Consider the following 26032-nt stretch of genomic DNA (forward strand, 5'->3'; position numbering starts at 1 on the left):
GCGCGGCTGGGCGGGGTCCGCGTGCTCGCGATCGACGGGCCCTCGGGCGCCGGGAAGTCCACACTGGCCGCCCGGGTCGTCGAAGCGTTGCGCGCCCGCGGGTGCCGCACCGAACTGGTCAGCACCGACGCCTTCGCCACCTGGGACGACCCGGTTTCGTGGTGGCCGCGGCTGGTCGACGGCGTCCTGCGTCCCCTCGCCGAAGGCGTTCCGGGCGCTTATCGGTGCACCGACTGGTCTTCCGGCGTTCCCCGCCCGGGTGAGCTCGTCCGGGTGAGCGTGCCGGACGTGCTGGTGCTGGAAGGCGTCTCGAGCGGCCGGGCTTCGGCAAGAACCCTGCTTTCGCACCTCTGCTGGCTCTCCGGCGGCCCGGAAGCCGTGCGGCTGGCCAAAGCCGTCGGCCGGGACGGGGAGGCCGCACGGGCCGAATTGGGGCGCTGGCAACGGTTCGAGCGCGGCTGGTTCGCTGTGGACGGCACCCCCGCGGCGGCCGGAACCCGACTTTCGTAGGGAACGGAACGGTCACCCAGCGTGTCCGAAGGACCCGGATCGATCCAGCCCGGCATCACGACCGGACTAACATAGGTACCGCCATCTGAGTTAGTGATCCGGCACCGGGTGCATCCGTAACGCTCAAACGGTCACATTCTGTCGTGATTTACGGACACATTGCGGTCAAATCGACGTCCACGTAGCGCGATCGTAACCTCACGTGCTTAAGTGCGAGCCGAGTTCCCGCTAGTGTCGGCGAACACACGATCGTCCGTCGAGTTCCTGACCGACCGGACGGTGACTTTGAACCCGAAACATCTCCCAAGGGGTGCCAGATGCAGCAATTGCGGCTGACCCGAACACGCCGCGTGGCCCTGATCGGGCTCGCCGGCGCGCTCGCGGTTTCGCTGTCCGCCTGTGCGGAATCCAAGCGTGAAGAAGGCGCCGGGGGTGGTACCGGGGGCACGATGATCTTCGGTGCGGCCGGCAACCCGAAGCTGTTCGACCCCGCGTTCAACGACGAGGGCGAGACCTTCCGCATCACGCGGCAGATCTTCGACACGCTGATCCAGAACAAGCCGGGCACCGCTGACCTCGAGCCCTCCCTCGCCGAGAAGTGGGAGTCGAGCAACGAGGGCAAGACCTGGACGTTCTCCTTGAAGTCGGGTGTCAAGTTCTCCGACGGCACCGCGATGGACGCGACGGCGGTCTGCGCGAACTTCGACCGCTGGTTCAACATGAAGGGCGCCGCCGCCCAGAGCCAGATGATCTACTACGGCGACGTCTTCGAGGGCTTCGCCAAGAACGAAGGCGACGCGGCCGGCGACCCGGTCTACAAGAGCTGCGAGGCGAAGGACCCGGCGACCGCGGTCCTCAACCTGAACAAGGCCAAGGGCGCGTTCCCGGCGGCGTTCACGCTCCCGTCGTTCGCGATCCAGAGCCCGACGGCGATCAAGCAGTACAACGGCGACACGGTCACCCAGAGCGGCGACTCGTTCACCTACAGCGAGTACGCGAACAAGCACCCGGTCGGCACCGGCCCGTTCAAGTTCGACAGCTGGGACCAGGGCAAGGGTGAGATCACCCTGGTGCGCAACGACAGCAGCCCGTCCCCGGCGAAGCTCGACAAGCTGATCTTCAAGGTCATCCCGGACGAGAACGCCCGCAAGCAGGCGCTCAAGGCCGGCGACATCAACGGCTACGACTACCCGAACCCGGCGGACTACGGCCTGCTGCGCAACGACGGCGAGCAGGTCCTGATCCGCCCGTCGTTCAACGTGCTGTACCTGGGCATCAACCAGTCCGGCCCGAACGCGGCGAAGCTGAAGGACCCGCGGGTCCGCCAGGCGCTGGCCTACGGCATCAACCGCGAGCAGTTCGTGAAGAGCAAGCTGGCCGAGGGTTCCGAGGTCGCGAGCGAGTTCGTCCCGAAGGTCATCTCGGGCTACACCGACGACGTCACCAAGTACCCGTACGACCAGCAGAAGGCCAAGGACCTGCTGAAGGCGGCGGGCGCCGAGGGCATGACGCTGAAGTTCTACTACCCGACCGAGGTCAGCCGCCCGTACATGCCGAACCCGGCGGACACGTTCACGGCGATCTCCGAGGACCTGAAGAAGATCGGCATCACCATCGAGGCCCACGCCGAGCCGTGGAACGGTGGCTACAAGGACGACGTCCAGAAGTTCGGCAAGCAGGACCTGCACCTGCTCGGCTGGACCGGTGACTACAACGACGCCGGCAACTTCGTCGGCACGTTCTTCGGCCGCGAGAAGAAGGAGTTCGGCTTCAACAACCCCGAGCTGTTCTCGGCCCTCGCCGCCGCGGACGCTTCGCCCGCCGGCGACGCGCACGCCAAGGCGTACCAGGAAGTGAACAAGAAGATCATGGACTTCCTCCCGGCGGTCCCGATCGCGTACCCGACGCCGGCCATCGTCGTCGGCCCGAAGGTCAAGGGTCTGGTGGCGAGCCCGCTCACCGATGAGCGCTTCAACACCGTGACCGTGAGCTGACAAACGGATTTCAGCCAAAGGCAAGGGGTGGGTGCTACCGCGCCCACCCCTTGCGCCTGATCCCGGGCTGGCGACAAAGGACTGCACGTGCTCCGTTTTCTCGTGCGTCGGCTGCTACAAGCGATCCCGACGCTCCTCATCCTGTCCATCCTGGTCTTCGCGTGGTTGCGTTCCCTGCCCGGCGGTCCCGCAGCCGCGCTGCTGGGTGACAAGGCAACGCCCGAGAAGATCGCCGACCTCAACCACGTACTCGGGCTCGATCAGCCGATCATCCTGCAGTACTTCGGGTTCCTCGGCCGCGCCTTCACCGGCGACTTCGGTAACTCCCTGGTGTCGACCCAGCCCGTCATGGGCGAGATCACCACGTTCCTGCCGGCGACCATCGAACTCGGCTTCACGGCCATGCTCATCGCGTGCGTCGTCGGCATCCCGGCCGGTTACCTGTCGGCGCGCTACCGCGGCGGGCCGGTCGACAACGGTGTCATCCTGCTCAGCCTGATCGGCGTCGCGGTGCCGGTGTTCTTCCTCGGCTACATGATGCAGGACCTGCTGGCCTCGCCGCTGGGCCTGCCGTCGCAGGGCAGGCAGACGACCGGGCTCGACGCCACGGCCATCACGAACTTCGCCATCCTCGACGGCATCATGACGAGCGAGTGGGACGCCGTCTGGGACGCGATCCGGCACCTGATCCTCCCCGCGTTCGCGCTGGCCACGATCCCGCTCGCGGTGATCACCCGGATCACCCGCGCGTCCGTGCTCGAGGTGCTCAACGAAGACTTCATCCGCACGGCCAATTCGAAGGGCCTCACGCAGCAGGTGGTCCGCCGCCGGCACGTGCTGCGCAACGGCCTGCTCCCGGTGGTCACCACCATCGGCCTGCAGACCGGCGCGCTGCTCGGCGGCGCGGTGCTGACCGAGCGGGTGTTCAACTTCCGCGGCCTCGGGTTCCTGCTGGCCGAAGGCATCGAGCGGCGTGACTACCCGCGGCTGCAGGCGCTGCTGCTGTTCGGGGCCGTGGTCTACGTCCTGGTGAACATGCTGGTCGACATCTCGTACGGGATCATCGACCCGAGGGTGCGTGTGCGATGAACACTCTGCTCAACAAGAAGAAGGAACCGATCGACAAGCTCGCCGCGGCGAGCGGGCGCAGCATCGGCGGCGAAGCGTTCCGCCGCATGCTGCGCAGCCCGGTCGCGATCACCGGCGGCGTCATCACCGGCCTGTTCTTCCTCCTGGCGATCTTCGCGCCGCTGCTGGCACCCAAGGACCCGCTCGACCGGTCGATGCAGGACCAGGTGCAGCTCGGCCGGGGCATCATCCCCGGCTCGATGCCCGGGTACCCGCTCGGCGTCGACGACTTCGGCCGCGACTTCCTGTCCCGGTTGATCGTCGGTGCCCAGCAGACGCTGATCGTCGGCGTGCTCGCCACGCTGATCGGCGTGCTGCTCGGCGTCATCATCGGCGGCCTCGCGGGCGCGTTCGGCGGCTGGGTCGACACCGTCCTCATGCGACTGGTCGACGTCATGCTGTCGTTCCCGTCGCTGCTGCTGGCCATTTCGATCGCGGCGCTGTTCTCGAAGCCGAGCCAGTGGACGGTCATCCTCGCCGTGTCGATGGTCGGCGTGCCGATCTTCGCGCGGCTGCTGCGCGGTTCCATGCTGGCCCAGCGCGACGCCGACCACGTGCTGGCGGCGACGTCGCTGGGTGTGAAGCGCGGGACGATCGTGTTCCGGCACATGCTGCCGAACTCGCTCGGCCCGGTCATCGTGCAGGCGACGCTGACGCTGGCGACCGCCATCCTCGAGGCCGCGGCGCTGTCGTTCCTCGGTCTGGGCGACCCGGACCCGTCGCGGGCGGAGTGGGGGCTGATGCTCGGCAAGGCCGCGCGCCAGTTCCTCGACATCCGCCCCGAGCTCGCGTACTACCCGGCCATCGCGATCATCATCGTCGCGCTCGGGTTCACGCTGCTCGGCGAGTCCCTCCGCGAAGCCCTCGACCCGAAGAACAGGCGGTGAAAACCCATGGCACTCCTTGAAGTCCGCGACCTCACGGTCGATTTCGTCCGGCGCGGCGAGAAGTCGTTCACCGCGGTGAACGGGGTCAGCTTCGACGTCGAACCCGGCCAGACGGTCGGTCTGGTCGGCGAGTCCGGCTGCGGCAAGTCCGTGACGTCGCTGGCGATCATGCGGCTGCTGGCCCGGCGCGGCAACAAGGTCAGCGGCTCGGTGCGCTTCGAAGGCACCGACCTGCTCACGTTGTCCGACCGGGAAATGCGCGACCGCCGCGGCCGCGACCTCGGCATGGTGTTCCAGGACCCGCTGTCCTCGCTGAACCCGGTCATCCCGATCGGGCTGCAGATCACCGAGGTGCTGGAGCGCCACCGCGGGATGTCGCGCAAGGCGGCGTCCGTCGAAGCGGTGGACCTGCTCGACAAGGTCGGCATCCCCGACCCGTCGCGGCGGCTTTCCGAGTACCCGCACCAGCTTTCCGGCGGGATGCGGCAGCGCGCGCTGATCGCGATCGCGCTGGCGTGCCGGCCGCGGCTGCTCATCGCCGACGAGCCGACCACGGCCCTGGACGTCACCATCCAGGCGCAGATCCTGGCGCTGCTGCGGGAACTGGTGCAGGACACCGGTACCGCGCTGATCATGATCACGCACGACCTCGGCGTCGTCGCCGGGCTGTGCGACGAGGTCAACGTGCTCTACGGCGGCAAGATCGTCGAGCGCGCGCAGCGGCACCAGCTGTTCGCCGAACCGCGGCACCCGTACACGCACGGCCTGCTCGCCTCGATCCCGCGCCTCGACGCGGGCCGCGGCGAGAAGCTGGTCCCCATCCGGGGTTCGGTGGCCGACAACATCCCGTGGGACAACGGGTGCGCGTTCGCGCCGCGTTGCCCCAACGCGGTGCCCGCGTGCCGCGAGGTCCAGCCGCAGCTGGTCCCCGACCGCGGCGGGCTGCTGCGCTGTCACAACCCCGTGCGGCCGCCGGTCGCGGCGGGAGGAGGAACCCGATGACCCGTCCTGCTGGTGACGTGCTGCTCGAGGTCACCGACCTCAAGGTGCACTTCCCGATCAAGCGCGGCATCGTGATCGACCGGACGGTCGGGCACGTCTACGCGGTCGACGGCGTCGACCTGGCCATCCGCCGCGGCGAGACCTACGGCCTGGTGGGCGAATCCGGGTGCGGCAAGTCCACGCTGGGCCGCGCGATCCTCCGGCTCAACGAGCCGACCAACGGCCAGGTCGTCTTCGACGGCACCGACGTCGCGGCCCTGAAGGGTGAGGAACTGCGGAAGGCCCGGCGCCGGATGCAGATGATCTTCCAGGACCCGCTGTCCAGTTTGGACCCCCGCCAGTCGGTGGAATCCATTCTGCTGGAGGGCATGCACGCGCACGGGCTCGACCAGGACAAAGAATCAACACAGCGGCGACTCCGATCGCTCCTGGCTTCGGTAGGACTGCCGGAGACGGCGCTGCGGAAGTACCCGCACGAGTTCTCGGGCGGGCAGCGCCAGCGCATCGGCATCGCGCGGGCACTGGCCGTGGAGCCGGACCTGATCGTCGCCGACGAGCCGGTGTCCGCATTGGACGTTTCGGTGCAGGCCCAGGTGGTGAACCTGCTGGAGGACCTGCAGGACCAGCTCGGGCTGACCTACCTGGTGATCGCGCACGACCTCGCGGTGGTGCGGCACATCTCCGACCGCATCGGCGTGATGTACCTGGGCGCGCTGGTCGAGGAGACCGACGCGGACTCGCTGTACCAGGACCCGCTGCACCCGTACACGCGGGCGCTGCTGTCGGCCATCCCGGTGCCGGACCCGCAGGTCGAGGACACCCGCGAGCAGATCCTGCTCGCCGGTGACCTGCCCTCGCCGGCCAACCCGCCGACGGGCTGCCGGTTCCACACGCGCTGCCCGTGGCGGCAGGCGAGCCTGTGCGACACCGACCGCCCGCAGCTGCGCGAAATCGGCGCCGGGCACCGGGTGGCGTGCCACTACGCGGAGGACATCCGCGACGGGCGCATCCAGCCGCACGAGGTGAAGCCGGAACTGGTGGAGCTCACCGGGGCGCTGAACCCCGACCTGGGCCCGCCGGACGTCGGCACGGCCGCCGAAATCCTCTGAGCGGAGCTTTCACGTGAAAGTGACCCGGAGGTACCCCCTCCACGTCACTTTCACGTGAAAGTGCGCGTCAGGGCTGGAGGTCCAGCGCGGCGCTCATCGTGCCGTCCATGTAGAACGGCGTCGAGTCGTGGACGTGGGCGATCCGCCACTCGCCGTTCTCGCGGCGGAAGCCCGTCGTCGAGCGGAACCAGAGCTCGAACTTCCGGGGCACGCCCTTCGGCGTCGTCGACAGCCGGTTGAGCGAGTGGCTGTAGGCGACGTCGCCCCCGACGACGACTTCGAGGTCGCGGACCTCGTACTCGATCGGGCCGTCGAAGCTCGCGAACCACGCCTTGCGCGACTCGACGTCTTCGCCGTGGTGCGCGAGCGGCGGGGCCAGCGTGTACGCGAGGAGCCCGGGCACGCACTGCGCGGCGAGCGCTTCGGCGTCACGTTCGGTCATCGCCTCGGCGCGGGCGGCCACGAGTTCGCGAATCAGCTTGTCGTCGTGCTCGGTCATGCCATCCTCCTGGAGTGGTGGTGCCTTGCCTGTCGTAGGGGACGTAGGCGCCGCCGCGCGGATTTCGACATCCAGCGGGAGGCGTTCGTGAAGTACGTGGTGCTGATCTACGGCAACCCCGAGTCCCGCGCGGCGTGGGCGGGCATGAGCGACGAGCAGCGCGCGGCCGGTCTCGCGCACTACCAGCAGCTCAACGACGACCTCGACGCGTCCGGCGAGCGCGTCGTGTCCGAGCGCCTGGCCTACCCGGAGCTGACGAAGCAGGTGCGGGTAGGCGAAGGCGGCGTCCTGACGACGGACGGCCCGTTCGCCGAGGCCAAGGAGTTCCTCGCCGGCTTCTACCTGCTGGACTGCGAGAGCCTCGAACGCGCGACCGAAATCGCCGGCCGCGTCCCGGAGGCGTCGTTCGGGGTGGTCGAGGTGCGGCCGGTGATGGGGCTCCGGTGATCCCCGACCTCCTGCGCTCGCTGACCCCGCAGGTCGTCACGGCGCTGGTCCGCCGCTACGGCGACTTCGACGCGTGCGAGGACGCGGTCCAGGAGGCGCTGCTGGCGGCGTCGCAGCAGTGGCCGTCGGCGATGCCGGACAACCCGAAGGGCTGGCTGATCACGACGGCGTCCCGCCGCCGCATCGAGCAGCTGCGCAGCGAGACGGCCCGGCAGCGCCGTGAAGCGGCGGTGGCGCTGGCCGAGCCACCGGACCCGGCGCCGGTCGCGGTCGACGACACGTTGACGTTGCTGCTGCTGTGCTGCCACCCGTCGCTGTCACGGCCGTCGCAGGTGGCTCTGACGCTGCGTGCGGTCGGCGGCCTGACGACGGCGGAGATCGCGCGGGCGTTCCTGGTCCCGGAGGCCACGATCGGCCAGCGCATCAGCCGCGCGAAGCGCTCCCTGCGCGGCGAGCGGTTCGTCGCTTCGGGCTCGCCGGACCGGGTGCTGGAGGTGCTGTACCTGATCTTCACGGAGGGCCACACGGCCAGCTCCGGCGACGCGGTGAACCGGGTCGAGCTGACGACGGAGGCGATCCGGCTGACCCGGCAGCTGCGCGCGTCGCTGCCGGAGGACGGCGAGGTGACGGGCCTGCTGGCGTTGATGCTCCTGACGGACGCCCGCCGCCCGGCGCGCGTGTCGTCGTCGGGGGAACTGGTGCCGCTGGCCTCGCAGGACCGGTCGCTGTGGAACCGCGAGTTCATCGCGGAGGGGATCGCCCTGATCACGGGCGCGCTGTCGTCGTCGCCGATCGGCCCGTACCAGCTCCAGGCGGCGATCGCGGCGGTGCACGACGAGGCGGCGTCGACGGAGACGACGGACTGGGCCCAGATCCTGACGCTGTACGACTTGCTGCGCGTGGTGGCGCCGGGCCCGATGGTGACGGTGAACCGGGTGGTGGCACTGGCGCAGGTGGCGGGTCCCGAGGCGGGACTGGCGGAGCTGGCGGCGGCGTCGTCGGACCCGGCGTTGGCGGCGCACCACCGGGTCGACGCGGTGCGGGCGCACTTGCTGGAGCTGTCGGGGGATGTGACCGGGGCTCGAGAGGCGTACCTGGCGGCGGCCGAACGGACGTTGAGCGTGCCGGAGCAGGGCTACCTGCGGTCCCGGGCGGCCGCACTGGCCGAAGCCTGAGCCCGTCCGACCCGGGACGTCATGAACGAGTCGTTCACCTCGCCGGACGCGATGAAAGGGTCGTTTATGACGTTCCCGCGGCACCCGGCCGGCCCGCGGGGAGGTTGCGACTTCGCTGGTGCGCCGCGGGCAGTGCCTGCCGCGGCGCTCGCTCGGCACCGCAGCGCCCGCACTCGCCGCGGGCAGTGCCCGCCCGCGGTGCTCGCTCGGCGGTGCCCGCCTGCGGTGCTCGCTCGGCGGTGCCCGCCTGCGGTGCTCGCTCGGCGGTGCCCGCCTGCGGTGCTCGCTCGGCGGTGCCCGCCTGCGGTGCTCGCTCGGCGGTGCCCGCCTGCGGTGCCCGCTCGGCGGTGCCCGCCCGCCCTCCCCGACCCGGGATGTCATGAACGAGTCGTTCACCTCGCCGGACGCGATGAAAGGGTCGTTCATGACGTTCCCGCGGCACCGGCCGGCTCGCGCGGAGGTTGCGACTTCGCTGGTGCCCGCTCGGCAGCGCCCGCCCCCTGGGAGGGTGCCCGCCGCCCCCACCGCAGCGCCCACCCTCCCAGGGGGCCATCCCCGTTCCAGCCTATCGCCGCACCCCGGCAAAACCCGGCCGCTCCCCGAGTTGTCCACATGGGGGTGAACCCTGTGGACAACTCTGTGGACCGGCGAACCACCCCCATCTGCGGGAGGATCACCCCATGCAGGTCACCGTGCTGGGCGCGACCGGGCGAACCGGCTTTCACGTAGTCCGCCTGCTCGCCGCGCGCGGTCACGCCGTGAAAGCCGGCCTCCGCAGCCGGAAGCGGGCCGAGTTGCTTCGCGGGATCGAGAACGTCAAACCCGTGCTCGCCGACGTCACCGCCGATCCGGCCGATCTCGTCGAGGTCCTCAAGGACTCCGACGTCGTCATCACCACGATCGGGGCCCCCGATCCGGAACCCGAATCGGTGAACCTCGTCGACCGGGACGGGGCCATCACCGCAATCCGGGCCGCCGAGGAAGCGGGGGTGGCTCGCTTCGTGCAGCTCTCCGCGCAGTTCGCCGACTCACCCGATCAGGGCAATCGGCTCGTCCGGTCGATCCTGCTCGCCAAGCAGATCTCCGACAGCGTCCTGCAGAAGTCGGCGCTGACCTGGACGATCGTCCGGCCCGGGACGCTCTCCGACGGGCCCGCGACCGGGCGGGTCAAGGCCGCCGGGCACCTCGAACCGGGGCGCATCACCAGGCAGGACGTCGCTGCCGTGCTCGTCGGGACGCTGGCCGAGCCGCTCACCGAAAACCGTGGGTTCGACGTCGTTTCCGGGGAATTCCCGGTCGCGCCGGCCCTCGCCGCGCTCGACTGACCCCCGACCTGAGTAGGACCCCCCGCAATACCTGAGTAGGCCGCCCCGAGCGCCCCGCCCCCGGTACCCTTCGGAAAGCAGATTCCGGAGTACCAGGGGGTACGAGCAGTGCACATCGACCAATGGCTGGAGGCGATCCCGCCGCTCTCGGTGTACCTGATCGTCGGCGCGGTGATCATGATCGAGAGCCTCGGCATCCCGCTCCCCGGCGAGATCGTGCTGGTCAGCGCGGCCTTGCTGGCCTCGCAGCACGACACCCTGAGCCCGGTTTGGATCGCGGTGCTGGCCAGTGCCGGCGCCATCATCGGCGACAGCATCGGGTATTTCATCGGGAAGACCGGTGGCCAGCGCCTGTTCGCCTGGGCCGGGCGGAAATTCCCGAAGCACTTCGGCCCGACGCACCTGGCCAACGCCGAACGCATTTTCGACAAACGCGGTGTGTGGGCTGTCTTCCTCGGCCGCTTCATCGCGTTCCTGCGCATCCTCGCCGGCCCGCTCGCCGGGTCGCTGCGCATGCACTACCCCAAGTTCCTGCTGGCGAACGCGGCCGGCGGCATCGTCTGGGCCGGCGGCACCACCGTGCTCGTCTACTACCTCGGCGTCGTGGCCGAACAGTGGCTCGGCCGGTTCTCGAAGTTCGGCCTGGTGGCCGCGGTCGTCATCGGCATCGTCGTCTTCTTCGTCATGAAGAAGCGCCTCGGCCGCACCCACGAGGGTGAAGAAGAGACCCCGAAGCAGGAGGAGACGGCGGCCTAGACCGCCACCAGCTCCGGCTGGGGCTTGCGCGTGAACCGCAGCGAGCCCAGCAGCACGCCGGCGATCACGACGGCGGCCGCCCCGATCTCCAGCCCGGTCGGCCGCTCGCCGAGGAAGATGAACGACGCCGACAGCCCGACCACCGGCACCAGCAGCGAGAACGGCGACACGACGCCGGCCGGGTTGCGCCGCATCAGCGTCGTCCACAGGCCGGAGCCGACGACGGTGCCGATCAGCACGACGTAGGTCAGGCCGCCGAGCGCGGTCAGGCCGGTCGGGGTGCCGAGCGTCGTCAGCGACCGCCACTGCGCGGCCGGGCCCTCCATGACCAGCGAGAGCGCGAACATCGGCAGCGGCGGCACGACCGACATCCACAGCGTGAAGTGCAGCGGGTTGTCCGGCTCGGCCCGGCGCGTGCTCAGGTTGCCGAACGCCCAGCTCAGCGCGCCCAGCAGGGTCAGCACCATCGGCAGCAGGGCGGCGTGCCCGGACTGCTGCCACGCGATCGCGACCATCCCGGCGACCGCCAGCCCGATGCCGGCCAGCTGGTGCGGCGTGACGCGTTCGCGCAGGAAGACGGCGCCGAGCAGCACCGTGAACGGCGCCGACGCCTGCAGCACCAGCGACGCGAGCCCGGTCGGCATCCCGGTGTCCATCGCGATGAACAGGAACGCGAACTGCCCGGTGCCGAAGCCGAGGCCGTAGCCGAGCAGGTACCGCACCTTCACCTTCGGCCACGGCACGAACAGGATCGTCGGCACGGCGATGACGGCGAACCGCAGCGCCCCCGCGAACACCGGCGGGAACTGGCCGAGCGTGGCGTGGATGGCGAGGAAGTTGAGTCCCCAGAGGACGGCGACGAGCACGGCGAGCAGGCGGTCACGAGCGGGCATGCCTCCACTGTGACCACGTCGACCGTGAAGGACCAGCGAGAATATCTGCAGGGACTTTGTAGCACCGCTTCACATATGCTGGCGCCGTGGACCTGGGACGACTGCGCACGCTGCGGGAGTTCGCCGACCGCGGGAGCGTGACGGCGGCCGCGCGGGCGCTGCACTGCACGCCGTCGGCCGTCTCGCAGCAGCTGCGCGCGTTGCAGGGCGAGGTCGGGCTGCCGCTCACCGAGCCGGCCGGGCGGGGCCTGCGGCTGACCGACGCGGGGCGGGCGCTGGTCGCCCGCGCCGACGAGGTGCTGGCCGCGCTCGAGCGCGCGGAGTCCGAATTGGACACTTACCGCAGCGCGCCGCGCGGGCGGGTGCGCGTCGCGATCTTCCAGTCGGCCGGGCTGATGCTGCTGCCCGGCCTGCTGACCCGCGTCGCCGCGTACGAGGGGCTGGAGGTCGACGTCCGCGACGTCGACATGACGCCGCCGGAGGTGCCCGGCCTGGTCGCGGACTACGACGTCGTCGTGGCGCACCGGGACGAGCACGCGCCGGAGTTCGATTCGGACCGCCTCGACGTCGTGCCGCTGCTGCGCGAACCGCTCGACGTGGCGCTGCCGACCGGGCACCGCTTGGCGAGCCGGCGGCGCGTCGACCTGGCGGAGCTGGCCGACGAACGCTGGATCGGCGTCGACCACGGGTTCCCGGTGGACGACGTGCTGCGCTCGCTGACCGTCCGCACCGGCGTGCGGCCGGTCGTCGTCCAGCGGATCAACGACTTCCGGATCACCGAACGGCTGGTGGCGGCCGGCCACGGCATCGCGCTGGTGCCGCGCTACACGATCGACACGCGGCGGGGCAGCGGGCTGGTCAGCCGGCCGCTGGCCGGCATCCGCGCGGCGCGGCTGGTGGAGGCGGTGTGCCGCACGGGCGCGCTGCAGCGCCCGGCGGTGGCCAAGGTGATCGAGGAACTGGCCGCGGAGGTCGCCCAGCTCACCGCTTGAAGCCGCGCAGGTACGTCAGCGCGATGCCCAGTGCGTCCTCCAACGCCGTGAGGTCGTGCCGGATGTGCGCCAGCAGCAGTCCACCTTGGACGGACGTCATCGCCGCCTGCGCCAGCCGGGCCGGGTCGGCGTCGGGCGCGAGCTCTCCCTTGTCCCGCAACGTGGTCAGCCCGCGCACGAGGTGCGACTCCCACTGCCGGTAGGCCTGGTCGACCAGCGGCGCGAGCTTCGGGTTGTCGCCGACTTCGCCGGCGAGGTTGCCCAGCGGGCAGGCGACCGGCGTGCCCGCGCGGCGGTGGACGTCCAGCAGCTGCTCGGTCCACGTCTCGAGGTCGGCCCACGAGCTCAGCGTGAAGATCGCCGGCTGGTTGGCGAGAATCTGCTCGACGTACCGGTCGATCACGGCCTCGACCAGCTGTTCCTTGTTCTTGAAGTAGTGGTACATCTGCGATTTCCCGGCCCCGCTCGCGGCGAGCACCTTGTCGACGCTCGTGCCCGCGACGCCGTCGACGTACATCAGGCCCGCCGCCGCGTCGACGATCGCTTCCCGCGTCCGCTTGCCGCGCGGGGTCGAGGCCGCTGCTTGCGTCTCCATGTACCGAATAGTACAGTTCGGCACACTGTACCGATCAGTACAACAAGCTAGGGGGATCCATGACGCTCGACAACGCCCTGACCGGCGTGAACGACCACCTCCGCGGCGTGCTGCCGCCGGAGATCTTCGCCGTGCTCGAAGCGGACCGGCGCCGGGCCGCGACGGACTTCGCGGAGGTCGGCACCAAGATCGACGACTTCACGCTGCCGGCAGCCGATGGTGCGACGACGAGCCTGGGCCGGCTCGTCGCGGACGGGCCGGCGGTGCTCGTGTTCTACCGCGGCCAGTGGTGCCCGTACTGCAACCTGACCCTGCGCACCTACCAGCAAGAAGTGCTGCCCGAGCTGGGGAAGTCCGGTGCGAGCCTGGTCGCGATCAGCCCGCAGCGGCCGGACGGCCCGGCGCCGGAGCTGGCGTTCCCGGTGCTGTCGGACGTCGGGAGCACGGTCGCGCGGAGCCTCGGGCTGAGCTACCCGGTGTCCGCCGTCGTGCGCGAGGCCATGGAGACGCTCGGCACCGACCTCGAAGCGGTCAACGGCACCTGGGAGCTGGTCCACCCGGCGGTCGTCGTGGTGGACCGGGACCGGGTGCTGCGGTTCGTCGACGTCCACCCGGACTTCGTCACGCGGACCGAACCGGCGGACATCCTCGAAGCGGTCAAGTCGCTTTAGCGCCGCGCTTCACGCCGTAGGTGATCACCGAACCCAGGACCAGGGCGACGCCCAGGGAGAGCAGCACACTGATCCCGGGTTCGGTGATGAGCCGGCCGCCCGCGTAGCCGAGGAAGGCCACGTAGGACGTCCAGAGCGTGACGCCGATGGCCGAAGCGGTGAAGAACTCCGCCATCGGCCACCGGAGCGAGCCGGCGAGCAGCGCGCCGACCGTGCCGCCCACACCGTCTTCGGGGGTCCGGGTGGCGGAGCCCCCGGCCCGGGGCGGAGCCCCGGATGTCATCGCAGCCAGCGGGCGATCACCAGCACGGGACGCGGGTGGCGCTGCAGCCGCCCGTCGACCCAGCCGATGCCGGCGGCGATCTTCCGCCGCCGGCTCAGCCGGTTCAGCGCCGCCCGGCCACCGAACCGGCCGAGGGCGTAGAGCGCCTGGTCGGACGCCAGGCACCCGGCACTCGCCACGGCGATCACCAGGGCCAGCGAAGTCCCGCCCTGCGCCGCCGCGACGCCCATGCCGAGGAGTGTCACCTCGGTGGGCAGCAGCGGCACCAGCGAGACGACGAACAGCACCAGCAGTCCGGCCGTAGTCGCGTCCACATCCCCATCAACCGCCGGTCAGGCCCGGAAACTCCTGATCAAGGGGTACTCACAGGAACCCGACAGGCGGCCCACAGGTTCAGCGGTTGGCGCGGTTCACCGCCGACACGACCGCGCGCAGCGACGCCGTCACGATCGACGGGTCGACGCCGATGCCCCAGAACACGCGGTCCGAGATCGCGCACTCGATGTACGACGCCGCGCGTGCGTCGTCACCCGGGGAGAGCGTGTGCTCGCTGTAGTCCAGCAGGCGCAGGTCGAAGCCCACTGTGGACAGCGCGTCGAAGAACGCCGCGATCGGGCCGTTGCCGCTGCCGGTGACCTCGTGCTCGTCACCCTCCACGCGGACCGTCGCGGTGATGTCGTACTCGCCGTCGCCGTTGTCGCGGACGTGCTGGCGGACCAGCTCCAGCGGCGTCTTCAGCTCCAGGTACTCGGCCGAGAACGCGTTCCACATCGTCGTCGGGTCGACCTCGCCGCCCGCGGAGTCGGTGTGGCGCTGGATGACCTTCGAGAACTCGATCTGCAGGCGCCGCGGCAGGTCGAGCTGGTGCTCGGCCTTCATGATGTAGGCGACGCCGCCCTTGCCGGACTGCGAGTTCACCCGGATGACGGCCTCGTACGTGCGGCCGACGTCCTTCGGGTCGATCGGCAGGTACGGGACCTCCCACGGGTGCTCCTCGACGGGTACGCCGGCCTTGTCGGCGGCGTCCTTCAGCGCGTCGAGACCCTTGTTGATCGCGTCCTGGTGGCTGCCGGAGAACGCGGTGAACACCAGGTCGCCGCCCCACGGCGAGCGCTCGGGCACCGGCAGCTGGTTGCAGTACTCGACCGTCCGCTTGATCTCGTCCATGTCGGAGAAGTCGATCTGCGGGTCGATGCCCTGGCTGTAGAGGTTCATGCCCAGCGCGACCAGGTCGACGTTGCCGGTGCGCTCGCCGTTGCCGAACAGGCAGCCTTCGATCCGGTCGGCGCCGGCCTGGAAACCCAGCTCGGCCGCGGCGATGCCGGTGCCGCGGTCGTTGTGCGGGTGCAGCGACAGGATCACCGAGTCGCGGCGGGCCAGGTTGCGGCTCATCCACTCGATCGAGTCGGCGTAGACGTTCGGCGTCGCCATCTCGACGGTCGCCGGCAGGTTCAGGATCACCGGCTTCTCCGGCGTCGGCTGCCAGATCTCGGTGACGGCGTCGCAGACCTCGAGCGCGTACGACAGCTCGGTGCCGGTGTAGGACTCCGGCGAATACTGGAACCGGAAGTCGGTGTCGGGCTGCTTGTCGGCCAGCTCGACGACCATTTCGGCGGCCTGCGTCGCGATCTTCTTGATGCCTTCGCGCTCCTCGCGGAAGACCACGCGGCGCTGCAGGATCGACGTCGAGTTGTAGATGTGGACGATCGCGCGCGGCGCGCCTTCGAGCGACTGGAACGTCCGCTCGATCAGCTCCGGGCGGCACTGGGTCAGCACCTGGATGCTGACGTCGTCGGGGATGGCGCCTTCGTCGATGATCTCGCGGACGAAGTCGAAGTCCGTCTGCGACGCGGCCGGGAAGCCGACCTCGATCTCCTTGTAGCCCATGCGGACCAGCAGGTCGAAGAACTTGCGCTTGCGCGCGGGCGACATCGGGTCGATCAGGGCCTGGTTGCCGTCCCGCAGGTCGACGGCGCACCACAGCGGCGCGCGGTCGATGCGCTTGGCGGGCCAGGTGCGGTCGGGCAGGTCGATGTTCTCGACGACGTCGTACCAGGGGCGGTAGCGGTGCACCGGCATGGACGTGCCGCGCTGGGTGTTCCAAGCGGGCTGGTCAGCGGGCGCGGGACGAGAGGGCTTGCGGATCTTGCTCATGGGTTCGGGGGTGTCTCCAGCTCGACGGGTGCGACCGGCACCACGAAGCCCCGCGACGGGGAGCCGGTCCGGTCAGGCCCCGTCGCGGCAGCGAAGCAGGAGAGCACGCGCCACGACCCCACCATAACCAGGCAACGCCGCCCGAGGGAAGCCGGGCGGCCCCTTCCCGGGGTTACCTGTGGGTAGCAATTGGACGGTCGCCGTGCGAAACTGCGGGCATGGCTGAGCACGCAGAGTCGTCGTCGGAGGAGACCGAGGTCTCCCGCCGGGCTCCCGTCGACTGGCGCAGGACCGGGGGCCGCGCCGCCTCCGCGGTGGCGTCGATCGTCCGCTGGGTGGGACTGGTCTTCGCGGCGTTCCTGGTGATCCACGTGATCTTCACGGTCGGCTCGGCCAACCCGGACAACGGCATCGTCTCGTTCGTGAAGTCCTGGGCGGACGGCCTGGCGCTGGGGTTCAGCGACCTGTTCACGCCGAGTGACGAAAAGCTGCGCGTCCTGGTGAACTACGGCATCGCGGCGATCTTCTGGCTCGTGGTGTCGGGCATCCTCGCGAAGGTGATCCGCCGGGTGGCCGGCGCTTCCTAACGCCGGGCCAGGCCTTCCCAGATCCGGGCCGCCGCGGCCTGCCGCGCGTGGTGCTCGCCGTCGGTGCTGCCGGTCGAGCCGCGCCGCAGCTGCCCGAGCAGGTCCATCGCGGTCGACGACGGCAGTTCGCGCAGCAGTTCGACGACGTCTTCGGCCGGTGAGTAGCAGAGCAGCCGGCCGTCGGCGAAGGCCTGCGGCTGACGGGCCGCCAATTCGCGCAGGTGGTCGAGGCCGAGCTGCGGCAGCACCCGGGCGGCGAGCGGCACGGGCATCTCGTGGAGGAGGCCGCTGATCTCCTCGAGGGGCAGGTACCGGAGCACGGCCGCGGCGTCGGGTGGAGCCAGCTTCGCCAATTCACGGTAGATCCCGGCGTAGCCGTTCTTGCGGATCCGGGCCAGCGGCTGCTTGCCGAGCTCGGCCATCAGGCGAACGGCGGTCCGGGCCGCCTCGGCCGGGCCCGGCCCGGAAGCGGCGGCCGGTCGCGGGGGTGGCTCGGGTGGCGGCCCGCCGGTGAAGATGACGTTCCCGTGCACCGCGCCGATCTGCCCGAAACTGCCCGTCGAGACGCCGGACGCCTCGTTGTGCACCGCTTCCCGCTCGTCCATCGGCCACCTCCTGCCGGTGAAGTCGCGGATCGGCGGACACGGTTACAGCGCCGGCTTGCCCCACTGGTCGGTGAACGCGAATTCCGCCAGCGGCACCCGCACCCGCTCGGCCTTCTCCCGCTCGATCCGCCAGTCCTCCTCCAGCACCTCGGGCGCGGCCGCCGACCCCACCGCGATCGCCACCTTCGGCACCGCGTCCGGCGGCAGCGAGAAGGCGTCCCGCACCGCATCGGGCGAGAACCCCGCCATCTGGTGCGCGATCAGCCCGAGCTCCACCGCCTGCAGCACGAGGTTCTCCGACGCCAGCCCGAGCCCGTACTCCGCGTACGGGACGTCGCCCTTCTCGTTCGTCGTCACCACCACGCCGATCAGCAGCAGGCCCGCGCGGTGCGCCCACGCCCGGTTGCCCGAGTTCAGCGTCGCCAGGATCGCGTCGAACGCCGGGGTCCCGCGGACGCCCACCAGGTACCGGGCGGGCTGGGTGTTGCCGAACGACGGAGCCCAGCGGGCCGCTTCCAGCAGGGCGCGGACCTGCTCCGGGGTGACCAAGGCCGACTCGTCGTAAGCCCGCGGGCTCCAACGTTCGGCCATCAGGGTCGAGATCGGGACGCTCGTCACAGCTGGCTTTCGCACGAGCTCGACGATACCCAGGCGTGCGCTGTGTCACTCGGGAGGAAGGGCTCCGCGCATTTCGTTGGTGTTGCGGAAGATTTACTTCCGAGTGACCCACGCAAAGGGTCCGCCCCACGTCAAGAGGGTGGCGGGCCGTCCCAGCCCCGGTAGGCTCCTCTTCAAATCATGGGACGCGGGGGCTCTCCGGTGCCCACCAGGGAGCCGCCCGGCCCGCGAGGAGGTTCGGGCGTGGCCCTCGTGGTCCAGAAGTACGGCGGATCGTCGCTGGAAAGTGCCGACCGGATCAAGCGCGTCGCCGAGCGGATCGTCGCCACCAAGAAGGCGGGGAACGACGTCGTGGTGGTCTGCTCGGCGATGGGTGACACCACCGACGAGCTGCTCGACCTGGCGCAGCAGGTCAACCCGGCGCCGCCGGAGCGGGAGATGGACATGCTGCTCACCGCCGGTGAGCGCATTTCGAACTCGCTGGTCGCGATGGCGATCGCGGCCCAGGGCGCCGAAGCGTGGTCGTTCACCGGTTCGCAGGCCGGCGTCGTCACGACGTCGGTGCACGGCAACGCGCGCATCATCGACGTCACGCCCAGCCGTGTCACCGAAGCCCTCGAGCAGGGTTACGTCGCGCTGGTGGCGGGCTTCCAGGGGGTCGCGCAGGACACCAAGGACATCACCACGCTCGGCCGCGGCGGCTCGGACACCACCGCCGTCGCGCTGGCCGCGGCGCTCAACGCCGACGTCTGCGAGATCTACTCCGATGTGGACGGTGTGTACTCGGCCGACCCGCGGATCGTGCCGGACGCGAAGAAACTCGACGTCATCCCCTACGAGGAGATGCTGGAGCTCGCCGCGAGCGGCTCGAAGATCCTGCACCTGCGTTCGGTCGAGTACGCGCGGCGCTACGGCGTGCCGATCCGAGTCCGTTCTTCCTACAGTGACAAGCCGGGCACGACGGTGACCGGTTCTATCGAGGAGATCCCCGTGGAACAAGCCCTGATCACCGGTGTGGCGCACGACCGCTCCGAAGCCAAGATCACGGTCACCGGCGTGCCGGACCACACCGGTGCCGCGGCCCGGATCTTCCGCGTGATCGCCGACGCCGAAATCGACATCGACATGGTGCTGCAGAACGTGTCCAGCACCGTCTCCGGCCGCACCGACATCACGTTCACGCTGTCGAAGGCCAACGGCGCCAAGGCGGTCAAGGAGCTGGAGAAGGTCAAGGCGGAGATCGGCTTCGAGTCCGTCCTCTACGACGACCACGTCGGCAAGGTCTCGCTGGTCGGCGCCGGGATGCGCTCGCACCCCGGCGTGACGGCGACGTTCTGCGAAGCGCTGGCCAACGCCGGCGTCAACATCGAAATCATCAACACCTCGGAGATCCGCATCTCGGTGCTGATCCGGGACGCGCAGCTCGACGAAGCCGTGCGCGCGATCCACGAGGCGTTCGAACTCGGCGGCGACGAAGAAGCCGTCGTCTACGCGGGGAGTGGTCGCTGATGACCGAGGGACTGCGGGTCGGGGTGGTCGGCGCGACCGGCCAGGTCGGCGCGGTGATGCGCAAGCTGCTGGCGGAGCGGGAGTTCCCGATCGCCGAGCTCCGGTACTTCGCTTCGGCGCGCTCGGCGGGTTCGAAGCTGCCTTGGCGCGACACCGAAATCACGATCGAAGACGCGTCGACGGCGGATCCGTCCGGTTTGGACATCGCGCTGTTCTCGGCGGGCGGCTCGACGTCCAAGGCGCAGGCGCCGCGGTTCGCCGAGGCGGGCGTGACGGTGATCGACAACTCCTCGGCGTTCCGGATGGACCCGGACGTGCCGCTGGTCGTCAGCGAGGTCAACCCACAGGCGATCAAGGAAGCGCGCAAGGGGATCATCGCGAACCCCAACTGCACCACGATGGCCGCGATGCCGGTGCTGAAGCCGCTGCACGACGAGGCCGGGCTGGTCCGCCTGATCGCGTCGACGTACCAGGCGGTGTCCGGCAGCGGGCTGGCCGGCGTCGACGAGCTGGCGGGCCAGGTCCGCGCGGCGGCCGAGCACGCGTCGCTGCTCACCCACGACGGCGCGGCGATCGACTTCCCGAAGCCGGCGAAGTACGTCCGCCCGATCGCGTTCAACGTCCTGCCGATGGCCGGGTCCATTGTGGACGACGGCGAGTTCGAGACGGACGAAGAGAAGAAGTTCCGCAACGAGAGCCGCAAGATCCTGAGCATCCCGGGCCTCGGCGTCTCGTGCACCTGCGTGCGGGTGCCGGTGTTCTCGGGCCACTCGATCTCGGTGAACGCGGAGTTCGCGCAGCCGCTGACTCCCGAGCGCGCGACCGAGCTGCTGACGCACGCGCCGGGCGTCGAGCTGTCGGAGGTCCCGACCCCCCTCCAGGCGGCGGGCAACGACCCGAGCTACGTCGGCCGCATCCGGGTGGACCAGGGCATCGAGGGCGGCCGCGGCCTGGCGCTGTTCATCTCGAACGACAACCTGCGCAAGGGCGCGGCGCTGAACGCGGTGCAGATCGCGGAGCTGATCGCGCAGCAGTGACCACAGTGGACAGCTGAAACTCACTTGGCGTTTCGCGGTGCTCAGGAGATCCTGGGCACCGCGAAAACATTTCCAGGGGAGGAAATCATGTACACCGCTGTCGACGGCGCCCGCGTCCCGATCCGGATGTGGGCGGATCCCGCGTCGGTCGAAGAGCAGGCCATGCGGCAGCTGCAGAACGTCGCCAACCTGCCGTGGGTGCACGGGCTCGCCGTGATGCCCGACGTGCACTACGGCAAGGGAGCGACCGTCGGCAGCGTCATCGCCATGCGCGACGCCGTCTCGCCCGCCGCCGTCGGGGTGGACATCGGGTGCGGGATGAGCGCCGTGCGGACGTCGCTGACCGCCGCCGACCTGCCCGACGACCTCGGCAAGCTGCGCCGGCGCGTCGAAAGCGCCGTGCCGGTGGGGTTCGGGCTGCACAAGACGCCCGTCAACCCCGCGAAGGTGCACGGCGTCGGCGGCTGGGACGCGTTCTGGCGGGGCTTCGGCGAGCTGCACACCGGCGTCCAGGAGCTGCACGACCGGGCCGCGCGCCAGATCGGGAGCCTCGGCGGCGGGAACCACTTCATCGAGGTCTGCCTCGACGACGACGGCCGCGTCTGGCTGATGCTGCATTCGGGTTCGCGCAACATCGGCAAGGAGCTCGCGGAGCGGCACATGGCGGTCGCGCGCAAGCTGCCGCACAACGCCGACCTGCCCGACCGCGACCTCGCGGTGTTCGTCGCCGGCACGCCGGAGATGGCGGCCTACCGGCGCGACCTGTTCTGGGCGCAGGACTACGCGGCGCGCAACCGCGCCACGATGGTCGCGCTGGTGAAGCAGGCGCTGAAGGACGTCGTGCCGCAGACGACGTTCGACGACGCCATCTCCTGCCACCACAACTACGTCTCGGAGGAAACGTACGACGGTGTCGAGCTGCTCGTCACCCGGAAGGGCGCGATCCGCGCCGGATCGGGTGACCTCGGGATCATCCCGGGCAGCATGGGGACCGGCTCGTACATCGTCCGCGGGCTCGGGAACGACTCGTCGTTCCAGTCGGCGTCGCACGGCGCCGGCCGCCGGATGTCCCGCACCAAGGCCAAGAAGCTGTTCACGGCCGACGACCTCGCGGCCCAGACGGCCGGCGTCGAGTGCCGCAAGGACTCCGGCGTCGTCGACGAGATCCCGGCCGCGTACAAGGACATCGATTCGGTGATCCGGGCGCAGACGGACCTGGTCGAGGTCGTCGCGCACCTCAAGCAGGTGGTCTGCGTCAAGGGCTGACCGGTACCTTGGCGCCATGACGAGGGGTGGAACGACGGCCGCGTTGCTGGCCGGGGCCGCACTGCTGCTGAGCGGGTGCGCCGAGGTCGGCAACGCGGTCGACCAGGGGTCGAGGACGGCGGACAAGGTGAGTGCCTGCACGGAGGCGCTCGGGCTGGCGGACCTGAACCCGCTGGTCGACCCGGACAAGCTCAAGGCGCGCGCCGCGGACAAGGAGAAGCGGCTGCGCGAACTGGCCGCGAACGTCCAGGACCAGGACGTGAAGAACGCGCTGCTCGGCATGGCGGGCTCGTACGTCGAGGTGCAGAAGGAACGCATCGAGGACGCCGGCGTCGTGGCCCGGTGGGTCCAGCGCAACGTCACGAAGCTCGACGCCCTCCGCGCGGCCTGCGGCTGACCCGGCGGCGGGCAGGCTAGCTCTCCGCCAGTGCCGGGACCGGCTCCGCAGTCGGGTCCACCGTTGACCCGGCGGCGGGCAGGCTAGCTCTCCGCCAGTGCCGGGACCGGCTCCGCGGTCGGGTCCACCGTGCGGGTGTGGCGGCGCAGCAAGCCCGCCGCCGCGATCACCAGACCGCCCAGGCCCGCCGCCGCGAAGCCCCACGCCGGGCTCGAGTGGTCGATCGCGAAGCCCACGAACGGGCTGCCCAGGGCCAGCCCGAGCCGGGTCGACGCGTCCTGCAAGCCCATCGCCTCCCCGCGGACCCGGGGCGGCGCGATCCTGCTGACCGTCTCCGTGGTCGCCGCCAGGGTCGGGGCGCACAGCAGGTTCGTCGGGATCAGCACCAGCATCAGCAGCCACCACGGCTGGTCGGCCAGCCCGACCGGCACCACCAGCAGCGCCATCAGCAGCATCAGCACGCCCTGCGGCAACGACCGCTTTACCGCGCCGTGGACGATGCCGCCCAGGATCGATGCCGCGCACATCACCGCGATGACCAGGCCGGTCACGCCGATGTCGCCGTTCGCGCGCAGGGCCGCCAGCGTCGCCAACTCGGTGCCGACCAGCACGAACAGCGCGCCGCCCGCGATCAGGAGCGTGGCCACCAGCTGCCAGGACAGCCAGGTGCGCAGCTTCGGCCGGACGCCGTCGACGACCGGCTCGAGGTCGTCGCGGATCGGCGGGTCGACCAGCCAGATCAGGAACGCCGTGCCGCCGAACAGGACGCCGAGCGCGCTGAGCGTGAACGTCGGTGAGAGCGCGGTCATCGCCGCGATGCCGGCCGCCGGGCCGATCATGAACGTCGCTTCGATCGAGATCGTGTCCAGCGAGTACGCCGCCCGCCGCTCGGCCACCGGGACGAGCGCGGCCAGCACCTGCCGGGCCAGTGAGCCCGCCGGCACCGAGAGCGCGCCGGCCGGGACCGCGACCACGGCCAGCGCCGCGTACGGCAGGTGCGGTGCGGCGATCCAGAACGCCGTCGTGGCGAGCCCGCAGACCGCGACGACCGGGCGCAGCCCGTACCGGTCCAGGAACCGGCCGAGCAGCGGCGCGCCGAGGGCCATCCCGAGGGTGACGCCGGCGCCGACCAGCCCGGCGGCGCCGTAGCCGCGGCCGAGCCCGGTGACGATGTACAGCGTCATCATCACGCCGTTCATGGTCATCGGCAGCCGCGCCAGGAACATCAGGGCCATGGTCGAGGGGACACGGGGAACGGCGAGGACCCGGCGGTAGGGCTGCAGCGGCACGTCCCCGATGAGAACCCAACCTGGTACGCGCGTGCAACAAAATTTCGGCACTGGTGCTCGGTAAATTTGATAGCTACTCTCATTTGGTAGCAACTATCAAATGGGGGTCGCTATGACTCAGCCCTATCCGCGCAGGTGGTGGGCGCTCGGTGCGCTCGCGGTGAGCCTGCTGACCGTCGGCCTCGACCTGACTGTGCTCAACGTCGCCGTGCCGACATTGGCGGTCGACCTCGGCGCCACGACGACGCAGCTGCAGTGGTTCGGCAACGCCTACACGCTGGCGCTCGCCGCCCTCCTGCTCCCGGCGGGCCTGCTCGGCGACCGCTTCGGCCCGAAGAAGCTCCTGCTCGGCGCGCTCGTGCTGTTCGGGCTGGCTTCGCTGGCGTGCGCCTACGCCGGTTCGCCGGGCGCGCTGATCGCCGCCCGGGTCGTGCTCGGCGTCGGCGCCGCGTTCCTCATCCCGCTGTCGCTCTCGCTGCTCAACACCCTCTTCCCGCCCGAAGAGCGCGCGAAGGCGCTGACGACGTGGGTGCTGGCGACGTTCGCCGGCATCCCGCTCGGGCCGCTGCTCGGCGGCTGGCTGCTCGACCACTTCGCGTGGGGCTCGGTCTTCCTCGTCAACGTCCCGCTGACGGCCGTCGGGGTGGCCGCGGTGGTGTTCCTCGTGCCGCTCACGCCGGGGTCGGGCCGGGGCCGCGTCGACCTCGCGGGCATCGCCCTCTCGGCCGCCGGGCTGGTCGCGCTCACCTACGGCTTCGTCCACGCCGGCGAGCACGGCTGGGCCGACCCGGTGACCTACGGCCTGATCGCGCTCGGCGTCGCGCTCGTGGCGGTGTTCTGCCGGACCCAGACGCGGGTGGCCGCGCCGCTCACCGACCTCGCGCTGCTGCGCGAACCGCGGTTCGTCTGGGGCGCGGTGCTCGCCACGGTGGCGTCCTTCGCGCTGATGGGCTTGATGTTCGTGCTGCCGCAGCTGTTCCAGGCCGTGCAGGGCGCCGACGCGCTGCAGACCGGGCTGCGGCTCCTGCCGCTGATCGGCGGGATGCTGGTCTCGGCCAAGATCGCCGAGCGGCTGGTCGCCGCGGTGGGCGTGCGGGTGGTCGTCACCGGCGGGTTCCTGGTGCTCGCGGTGGGCCTGGCCTGGGGTTCGGCGACGGCGCCGTCGGACGGCTACGGCGGCACGGCCGGCTGGGAGGTCGTCATCGGCCTCGGCACCGGGTGCACGCTGCCGCCGCTGATGTCGATGGCGATGGGCGCGCTCACCGAGGGCCGCTCGGGCGCCGGCTCGGCACTGATCCAGGTGCTGCGCCAGGTCGGCGGCACCATCGGCGTCGCGGTGCTGGGCACGGTGCTCAACGGCGTCTACCGCGATGGCGTCGGGGTGGCGGGCCTGCCCGGGCCGGTGGCCGACGTGGCGCGGGGCAGCGCGTCCGCCGCGATCGCCGTCGCCGGGAAGCTCCACCTGCCGGGGCTCGCCGAGTCCGCGCGGGTCGCGTTCACCGACGGCATGGCGGTGACGCTGTGGGGCTGCGCCGGGCTCGGCGTGGCCGGCGCGCTGCTGGCGGCGCTGTTCTTGCCCGGCCGGGCGGCCGCGGAGGTGCAGCCGCGAGAATCGGGGCATGACGTCGTCGCCATCTGAACCGCAGGGACTGCGCGAACGGAAGAAGGCCAAGACGCGCGCCGCGATCCAGCGGCACGCGTTGCGGCTGTTCCACGAGCGGGGCTACAGCGCGACGACGGTCGACCAGATCGCGGCCGCGGCGGAGATCTCGCCCAGCACCTTCTTCCGGTACTTCCCGACGAAGGAGGCGACGGTGCTGTACGACCCCTTCGACCCGCTGCTCATCGCCGCGGCGCTGGCGCAGCCGGCCGAGCTCAGCCCGATCGGCGCGCTGCGGGCGACCGTGACCACCATCCGCGAGGTGCTCCCCGCCGACGAGTGGGAGCGTGAACGCCAGCGGCAGCGGCTGGTGCTGCGCGAACCCGAGCTGCGCACGGCGGCCATGGACAAGTTCGCCGAGGGGATCGACCTGCTGGCCGGGTTCGCCGCGCAGCGCACCGGCCGCGAGCCGGGCGGCTTCGAGGTCCGCAACTGGGCGGGCGCGGTGGTCGGCGTCGTCCTGGCCGCGTTCCTGGGGTCGGCCGCGGATCCCGAGGCGGACACGCTGGCCGTGCTCGACGAAGCCGTTGCCCACCTGGAAGAGGGTTTGCCGCTCTGAATCGGCGAATCGCCTTCGCATCTGCGCGCTGACCTGTGTGGGTGGCGGCGCGAACGTGGGGGACACCCCGTCTGGAGCAGTCAGG

The 26032-nt window shown here is 70.6% G+C and carries 28 protein-coding genes; 19 read left to right on the plus strand and 9 right to left on the minus strand.

What is annotated here, in order from left to right; translation table 11 throughout:
• Window positions 1–21: 21 nt before the first annotated feature.
• The 6 genes from ACLJQM_RS06110 to ACLJQM_RS06135 all read left to right on the plus strand — a co-directional run bounded on the left by ACLJQM_RS06110 (window position 22) and on the right by ACLJQM_RS06135 (window position 6630).
• On the plus strand, window positions 22–510 hold the full coding sequence (locus ACLJQM_RS06110) for a uridine kinase (protein WP_410630417.1): 489 nt from the start codon (window positions 22–24) through the stop codon (window positions 508–510).
• Between the two features lie 317 nt (window positions 511–827).
• Window positions 828–2504: an ABC transporter substrate-binding protein gene (locus ACLJQM_RS06115; RefSeq protein ID WP_360777706.1), complete on the plus strand. Its 1677-nt coding sequence runs from the start codon at window positions 828–830 to the stop codon at window positions 2502–2504.
• A gap of 87 nt (window positions 2505–2591) precedes the next feature.
• Window positions 2592–3593 (plus strand): ABC transporter permease, encoded by a 1002-nt coding sequence (locus ACLJQM_RS06120; protein WP_247017172.1) that lies wholly within the window; start codon window positions 2592–2594, stop codon window positions 3591–3593.
• The gene (locus ACLJQM_RS06125) at window positions 3590–4519 is read left to right on the plus strand and encodes an ABC transporter permease (protein ID WP_247017174.1); all 930 of its coding nucleotides are present in this window, start codon (window positions 3590–3592) and stop codon (window positions 4517–4519) included. The genes ACLJQM_RS06120 and ACLJQM_RS06125 overlap by 4 nt, the downstream gene beginning before the upstream one ends.
• Before the next feature lie 6 nt (window positions 4520–4525).
• Window positions 4526–5521: an ABC transporter ATP-binding protein gene (locus ACLJQM_RS06130; protein ID WP_360777703.1), complete on the plus strand. Its 996-nt coding sequence runs from the start codon at window positions 4526–4528 to the stop codon at window positions 5519–5521.
• Entirely contained in the window at window positions 5518–6630 is a 1113-nt protein-coding gene (locus tag ACLJQM_RS06135; RefSeq protein WP_247017178.1) for an ABC transporter ATP-binding protein, read from the plus strand. Before ACLJQM_RS06130 ends, ACLJQM_RS06135 begins: the two co-directional genes overlap by 4 nt.
• A gap of 67 nt (window positions 6631–6697) precedes the next feature.
• On the opposite strand, the gene ACLJQM_RS06140 is transcribed toward ACLJQM_RS06135, so the two are convergent.
• Window positions 6698–7129, minus strand: coding sequence for a YybH family protein (locus ACLJQM_RS06140; RefSeq protein ID WP_410630418.1), 432 nt, complete (start codon window positions 7127–7129; stop codon window positions 6698–6700).
• 87 nt (window positions 7130–7216) lie between these two features.
• Here ACLJQM_RS06140 and ACLJQM_RS06145 point away from each other — a divergent pair, with 87 nt between their 5' ends.
• From ACLJQM_RS06145 to ACLJQM_RS06160, 4 genes are all read left to right on the plus strand, one after another.
• On the plus strand, window positions 7217–7576 hold the full coding sequence (locus tag ACLJQM_RS06145; RefSeq protein WP_410630419.1) for a YciI family protein: 360 nt from the start codon (window positions 7217–7219) through the stop codon (window positions 7574–7576).
• On the plus strand, window positions 7573–8751 hold the full coding sequence (locus tag ACLJQM_RS06150; protein ID WP_410630420.1) for an RNA polymerase sigma factor: 1179 nt from the start codon (window positions 7573–7575) through the stop codon (window positions 8749–8751). The genes ACLJQM_RS06145 and ACLJQM_RS06150 overlap by 4 nt, the downstream gene beginning before the upstream one ends.
• A 680-nt stretch (window positions 8752–9431) precedes the next feature.
• On the plus strand, window positions 9432–10076 hold the full coding sequence (locus ACLJQM_RS06155) for an SDR family oxidoreductase (protein WP_410630421.1): 645 nt from the start codon (window positions 9432–9434) through the stop codon (window positions 10074–10076).
• Window positions 10077–10184: 108 nt separating this feature from the next.
• Complete coding sequence (locus ACLJQM_RS06160; protein WP_247017188.1) at window positions 10185–10832, plus strand: DedA family protein; 648 nt, start codon at window positions 10185–10187, stop codon at window positions 10830–10832.
• Here the strand turns inward: ACLJQM_RS06160 and ACLJQM_RS06165 are convergent.
• Window positions 10829–11725: an EamA family transporter gene (locus ACLJQM_RS06165; protein ID WP_360777692.1), complete on the minus strand. Its 897-nt coding sequence runs from the start codon at window positions 11723–11725 to the stop codon at window positions 10829–10831. The two genes, ACLJQM_RS06160 and ACLJQM_RS06165, sit on opposite strands and share 4 nt — an antisense overlap.
• Window positions 11726–11811: 86 nt before the next feature.
• On the opposite strand from ACLJQM_RS06165, the gene ACLJQM_RS06170 reads away from it, so the two are divergent.
• On the plus strand, window positions 11812–12717 hold the full coding sequence (locus ACLJQM_RS06170) for a LysR family transcriptional regulator (protein ID WP_360777691.1): 906 nt from the start codon (window positions 11812–11814) through the stop codon (window positions 12715–12717).
• Here the strand turns inward: ACLJQM_RS06170 and ACLJQM_RS06175 are convergent.
• Window positions 12707–13312, minus strand: coding sequence for a TetR/AcrR family transcriptional regulator (locus tag ACLJQM_RS06175; RefSeq protein ID WP_360777689.1), 606 nt, complete (start codon window positions 13310–13312; stop codon window positions 12707–12709). The two genes, ACLJQM_RS06170 and ACLJQM_RS06175, sit on opposite strands and share 11 nt — an antisense overlap.
• 59 nt (window positions 13313–13371) lie before the next feature.
• On the opposite strand from ACLJQM_RS06175, the gene ACLJQM_RS06180 reads away from it, so the two are divergent.
• Window positions 13372–13983 (plus strand): peroxiredoxin-like family protein, encoded by a 612-nt coding sequence (locus ACLJQM_RS06180; RefSeq protein ID WP_410630422.1) that lies wholly within the window; start codon window positions 13372–13374, stop codon window positions 13981–13983.
• Here ACLJQM_RS06180 and ACLJQM_RS06185 read toward each other — a convergent pair.
• The 3 genes from ACLJQM_RS06185 to leuA form a co-directional block, all read right to left on the minus strand.
• The gene (locus ACLJQM_RS06185; protein ID WP_410630423.1) at window positions 13970–14206 is read right to left on the minus strand and encodes a hypothetical protein; all 237 of its coding nucleotides are present in this window, start codon (window positions 14204–14206) and stop codon (window positions 13970–13972) included. The two genes, ACLJQM_RS06180 and ACLJQM_RS06185, sit on opposite strands and share 14 nt — an antisense overlap.
• A 56-nt stretch (window positions 14207–14262) precedes the next feature.
• Window positions 14263–14580: a DedA family protein gene (locus ACLJQM_RS06190; RefSeq protein WP_410630424.1), complete on the minus strand. Its 318-nt coding sequence runs from the start codon at window positions 14578–14580 to the stop codon at window positions 14263–14265.
• Window positions 14581–14659: 79 nt separating this feature from the next.
• The gene (gene leuA / locus ACLJQM_RS06195) at window positions 14660–16420 is read right to left on the minus strand and encodes a 2-isopropylmalate synthase (protein ID WP_360777683.1); all 1761 of its coding nucleotides are present in this window, start codon (window positions 16418–16420) and stop codon (window positions 14660–14662) included.
• A gap of 218 nt (window positions 16421–16638) precedes the next feature.
• Between leuA and ACLJQM_RS06200 the strand changes: the two genes are divergently transcribed.
• Window positions 16639–17007 (plus strand): hypothetical protein, encoded by a 369-nt coding sequence (locus ACLJQM_RS06200; RefSeq protein ID WP_410630425.1) that lies wholly within the window; start codon window positions 16639–16641, stop codon window positions 17005–17007.
• Here the strand turns inward: ACLJQM_RS06200 and ACLJQM_RS06205 are convergent.
• Together ACLJQM_RS06205 and ACLJQM_RS06210 are read right to left on the minus strand one after the other, a co-directional pair.
• Window positions 17004–17612 (minus strand): hypothetical protein, encoded by a 609-nt coding sequence (locus ACLJQM_RS06205; protein WP_247017206.1) that lies wholly within the window; start codon window positions 17610–17612, stop codon window positions 17004–17006. The two genes, ACLJQM_RS06200 and ACLJQM_RS06205, sit on opposite strands and share 4 nt — an antisense overlap.
• 42 nt (window positions 17613–17654) lie before the next feature.
• Entirely contained in the window at window positions 17655–18245 is a 591-nt protein-coding gene (locus tag ACLJQM_RS06210) for a nitroreductase family protein (protein WP_360777679.1), read from the minus strand.
• A gap of 228 nt (window positions 18246–18473) precedes the next feature.
• Here ACLJQM_RS06210 and ACLJQM_RS06215 point away from each other — a divergent pair, with 228 nt between their 5' ends.
• The 4 genes from ACLJQM_RS06215 to ACLJQM_RS06230 all read left to right on the plus strand — a co-directional run bounded on the left by ACLJQM_RS06215 (window position 18474) and on the right by ACLJQM_RS06230 (window position 22439).
• Window positions 18474–19739 (plus strand): aspartate kinase, encoded by a 1266-nt coding sequence (locus ACLJQM_RS06215; protein WP_360777677.1) that lies wholly within the window; start codon window positions 18474–18476, stop codon window positions 19737–19739.
• Entirely contained in the window at window positions 19739–20776 is a 1038-nt protein-coding gene (locus ACLJQM_RS06220; protein ID WP_247017212.1) for an aspartate-semialdehyde dehydrogenase, read from the plus strand. The genes ACLJQM_RS06215 and ACLJQM_RS06220 overlap by 1 nt, the downstream gene beginning before the upstream one ends.
• 87 nt (window positions 20777–20863) lie before the next feature.
• Entirely contained in the window at window positions 20864–22042 is a 1179-nt protein-coding gene (locus ACLJQM_RS06225) for an RtcB family protein (RefSeq protein ID WP_360777673.1), read from the plus strand.
• 16 nt (window positions 22043–22058) lie between these two features.
• A complete protein-coding gene (locus tag ACLJQM_RS06230; protein ID WP_247017216.1) occupies window positions 22059–22439 on the plus strand; it encodes a hypothetical protein in 381 nt (126 codons plus the stop codon).
• An 83-nt stretch (window positions 22440–22522) separates the two neighbouring features.
• Here the strand turns inward: ACLJQM_RS06230 and ACLJQM_RS06235 are convergent, their stop codons facing one another.
• A complete protein-coding gene (locus ACLJQM_RS06235; RefSeq protein WP_360777748.1) occupies window positions 22523–23674 on the minus strand; it encodes an MFS transporter in 1152 nt (383 codons plus the stop codon).
• A gap of 166 nt (window positions 23675–23840) precedes the next feature.
• On the opposite strand from ACLJQM_RS06235, the gene ACLJQM_RS06240 reads away from it, so the two are divergent.
• Together ACLJQM_RS06240 and ACLJQM_RS06245 are read left to right on the plus strand one after the other, a co-directional pair.
• Window positions 23841–25367, plus strand: a complete 1527-nt coding sequence (locus tag ACLJQM_RS06240) for a DHA2 family efflux MFS transporter permease subunit (protein WP_410630426.1) — start codon at window positions 23841–23843, stop codon at window positions 25365–25367.
• Window positions 25348–25947, plus strand: coding sequence for a TetR family transcriptional regulator (locus ACLJQM_RS06245; RefSeq protein WP_247017220.1), 600 nt, complete (start codon window positions 25348–25350; stop codon window positions 25945–25947). The genes ACLJQM_RS06240 and ACLJQM_RS06245 overlap by 20 nt, the downstream gene beginning before the upstream one ends.
• Window positions 25948–26032 lie beyond the last annotated feature (85 nt).

Origin of the sequence: Amycolatopsis sp. cmx-4-83 (assembly GCF_046548815.1) — a bacterium.
Lineage (GTDB): Bacteria > Actinomycetota > Actinomycetes > Mycobacteriales > Pseudonocardiaceae > Amycolatopsis > Amycolatopsis pretoriensis_A.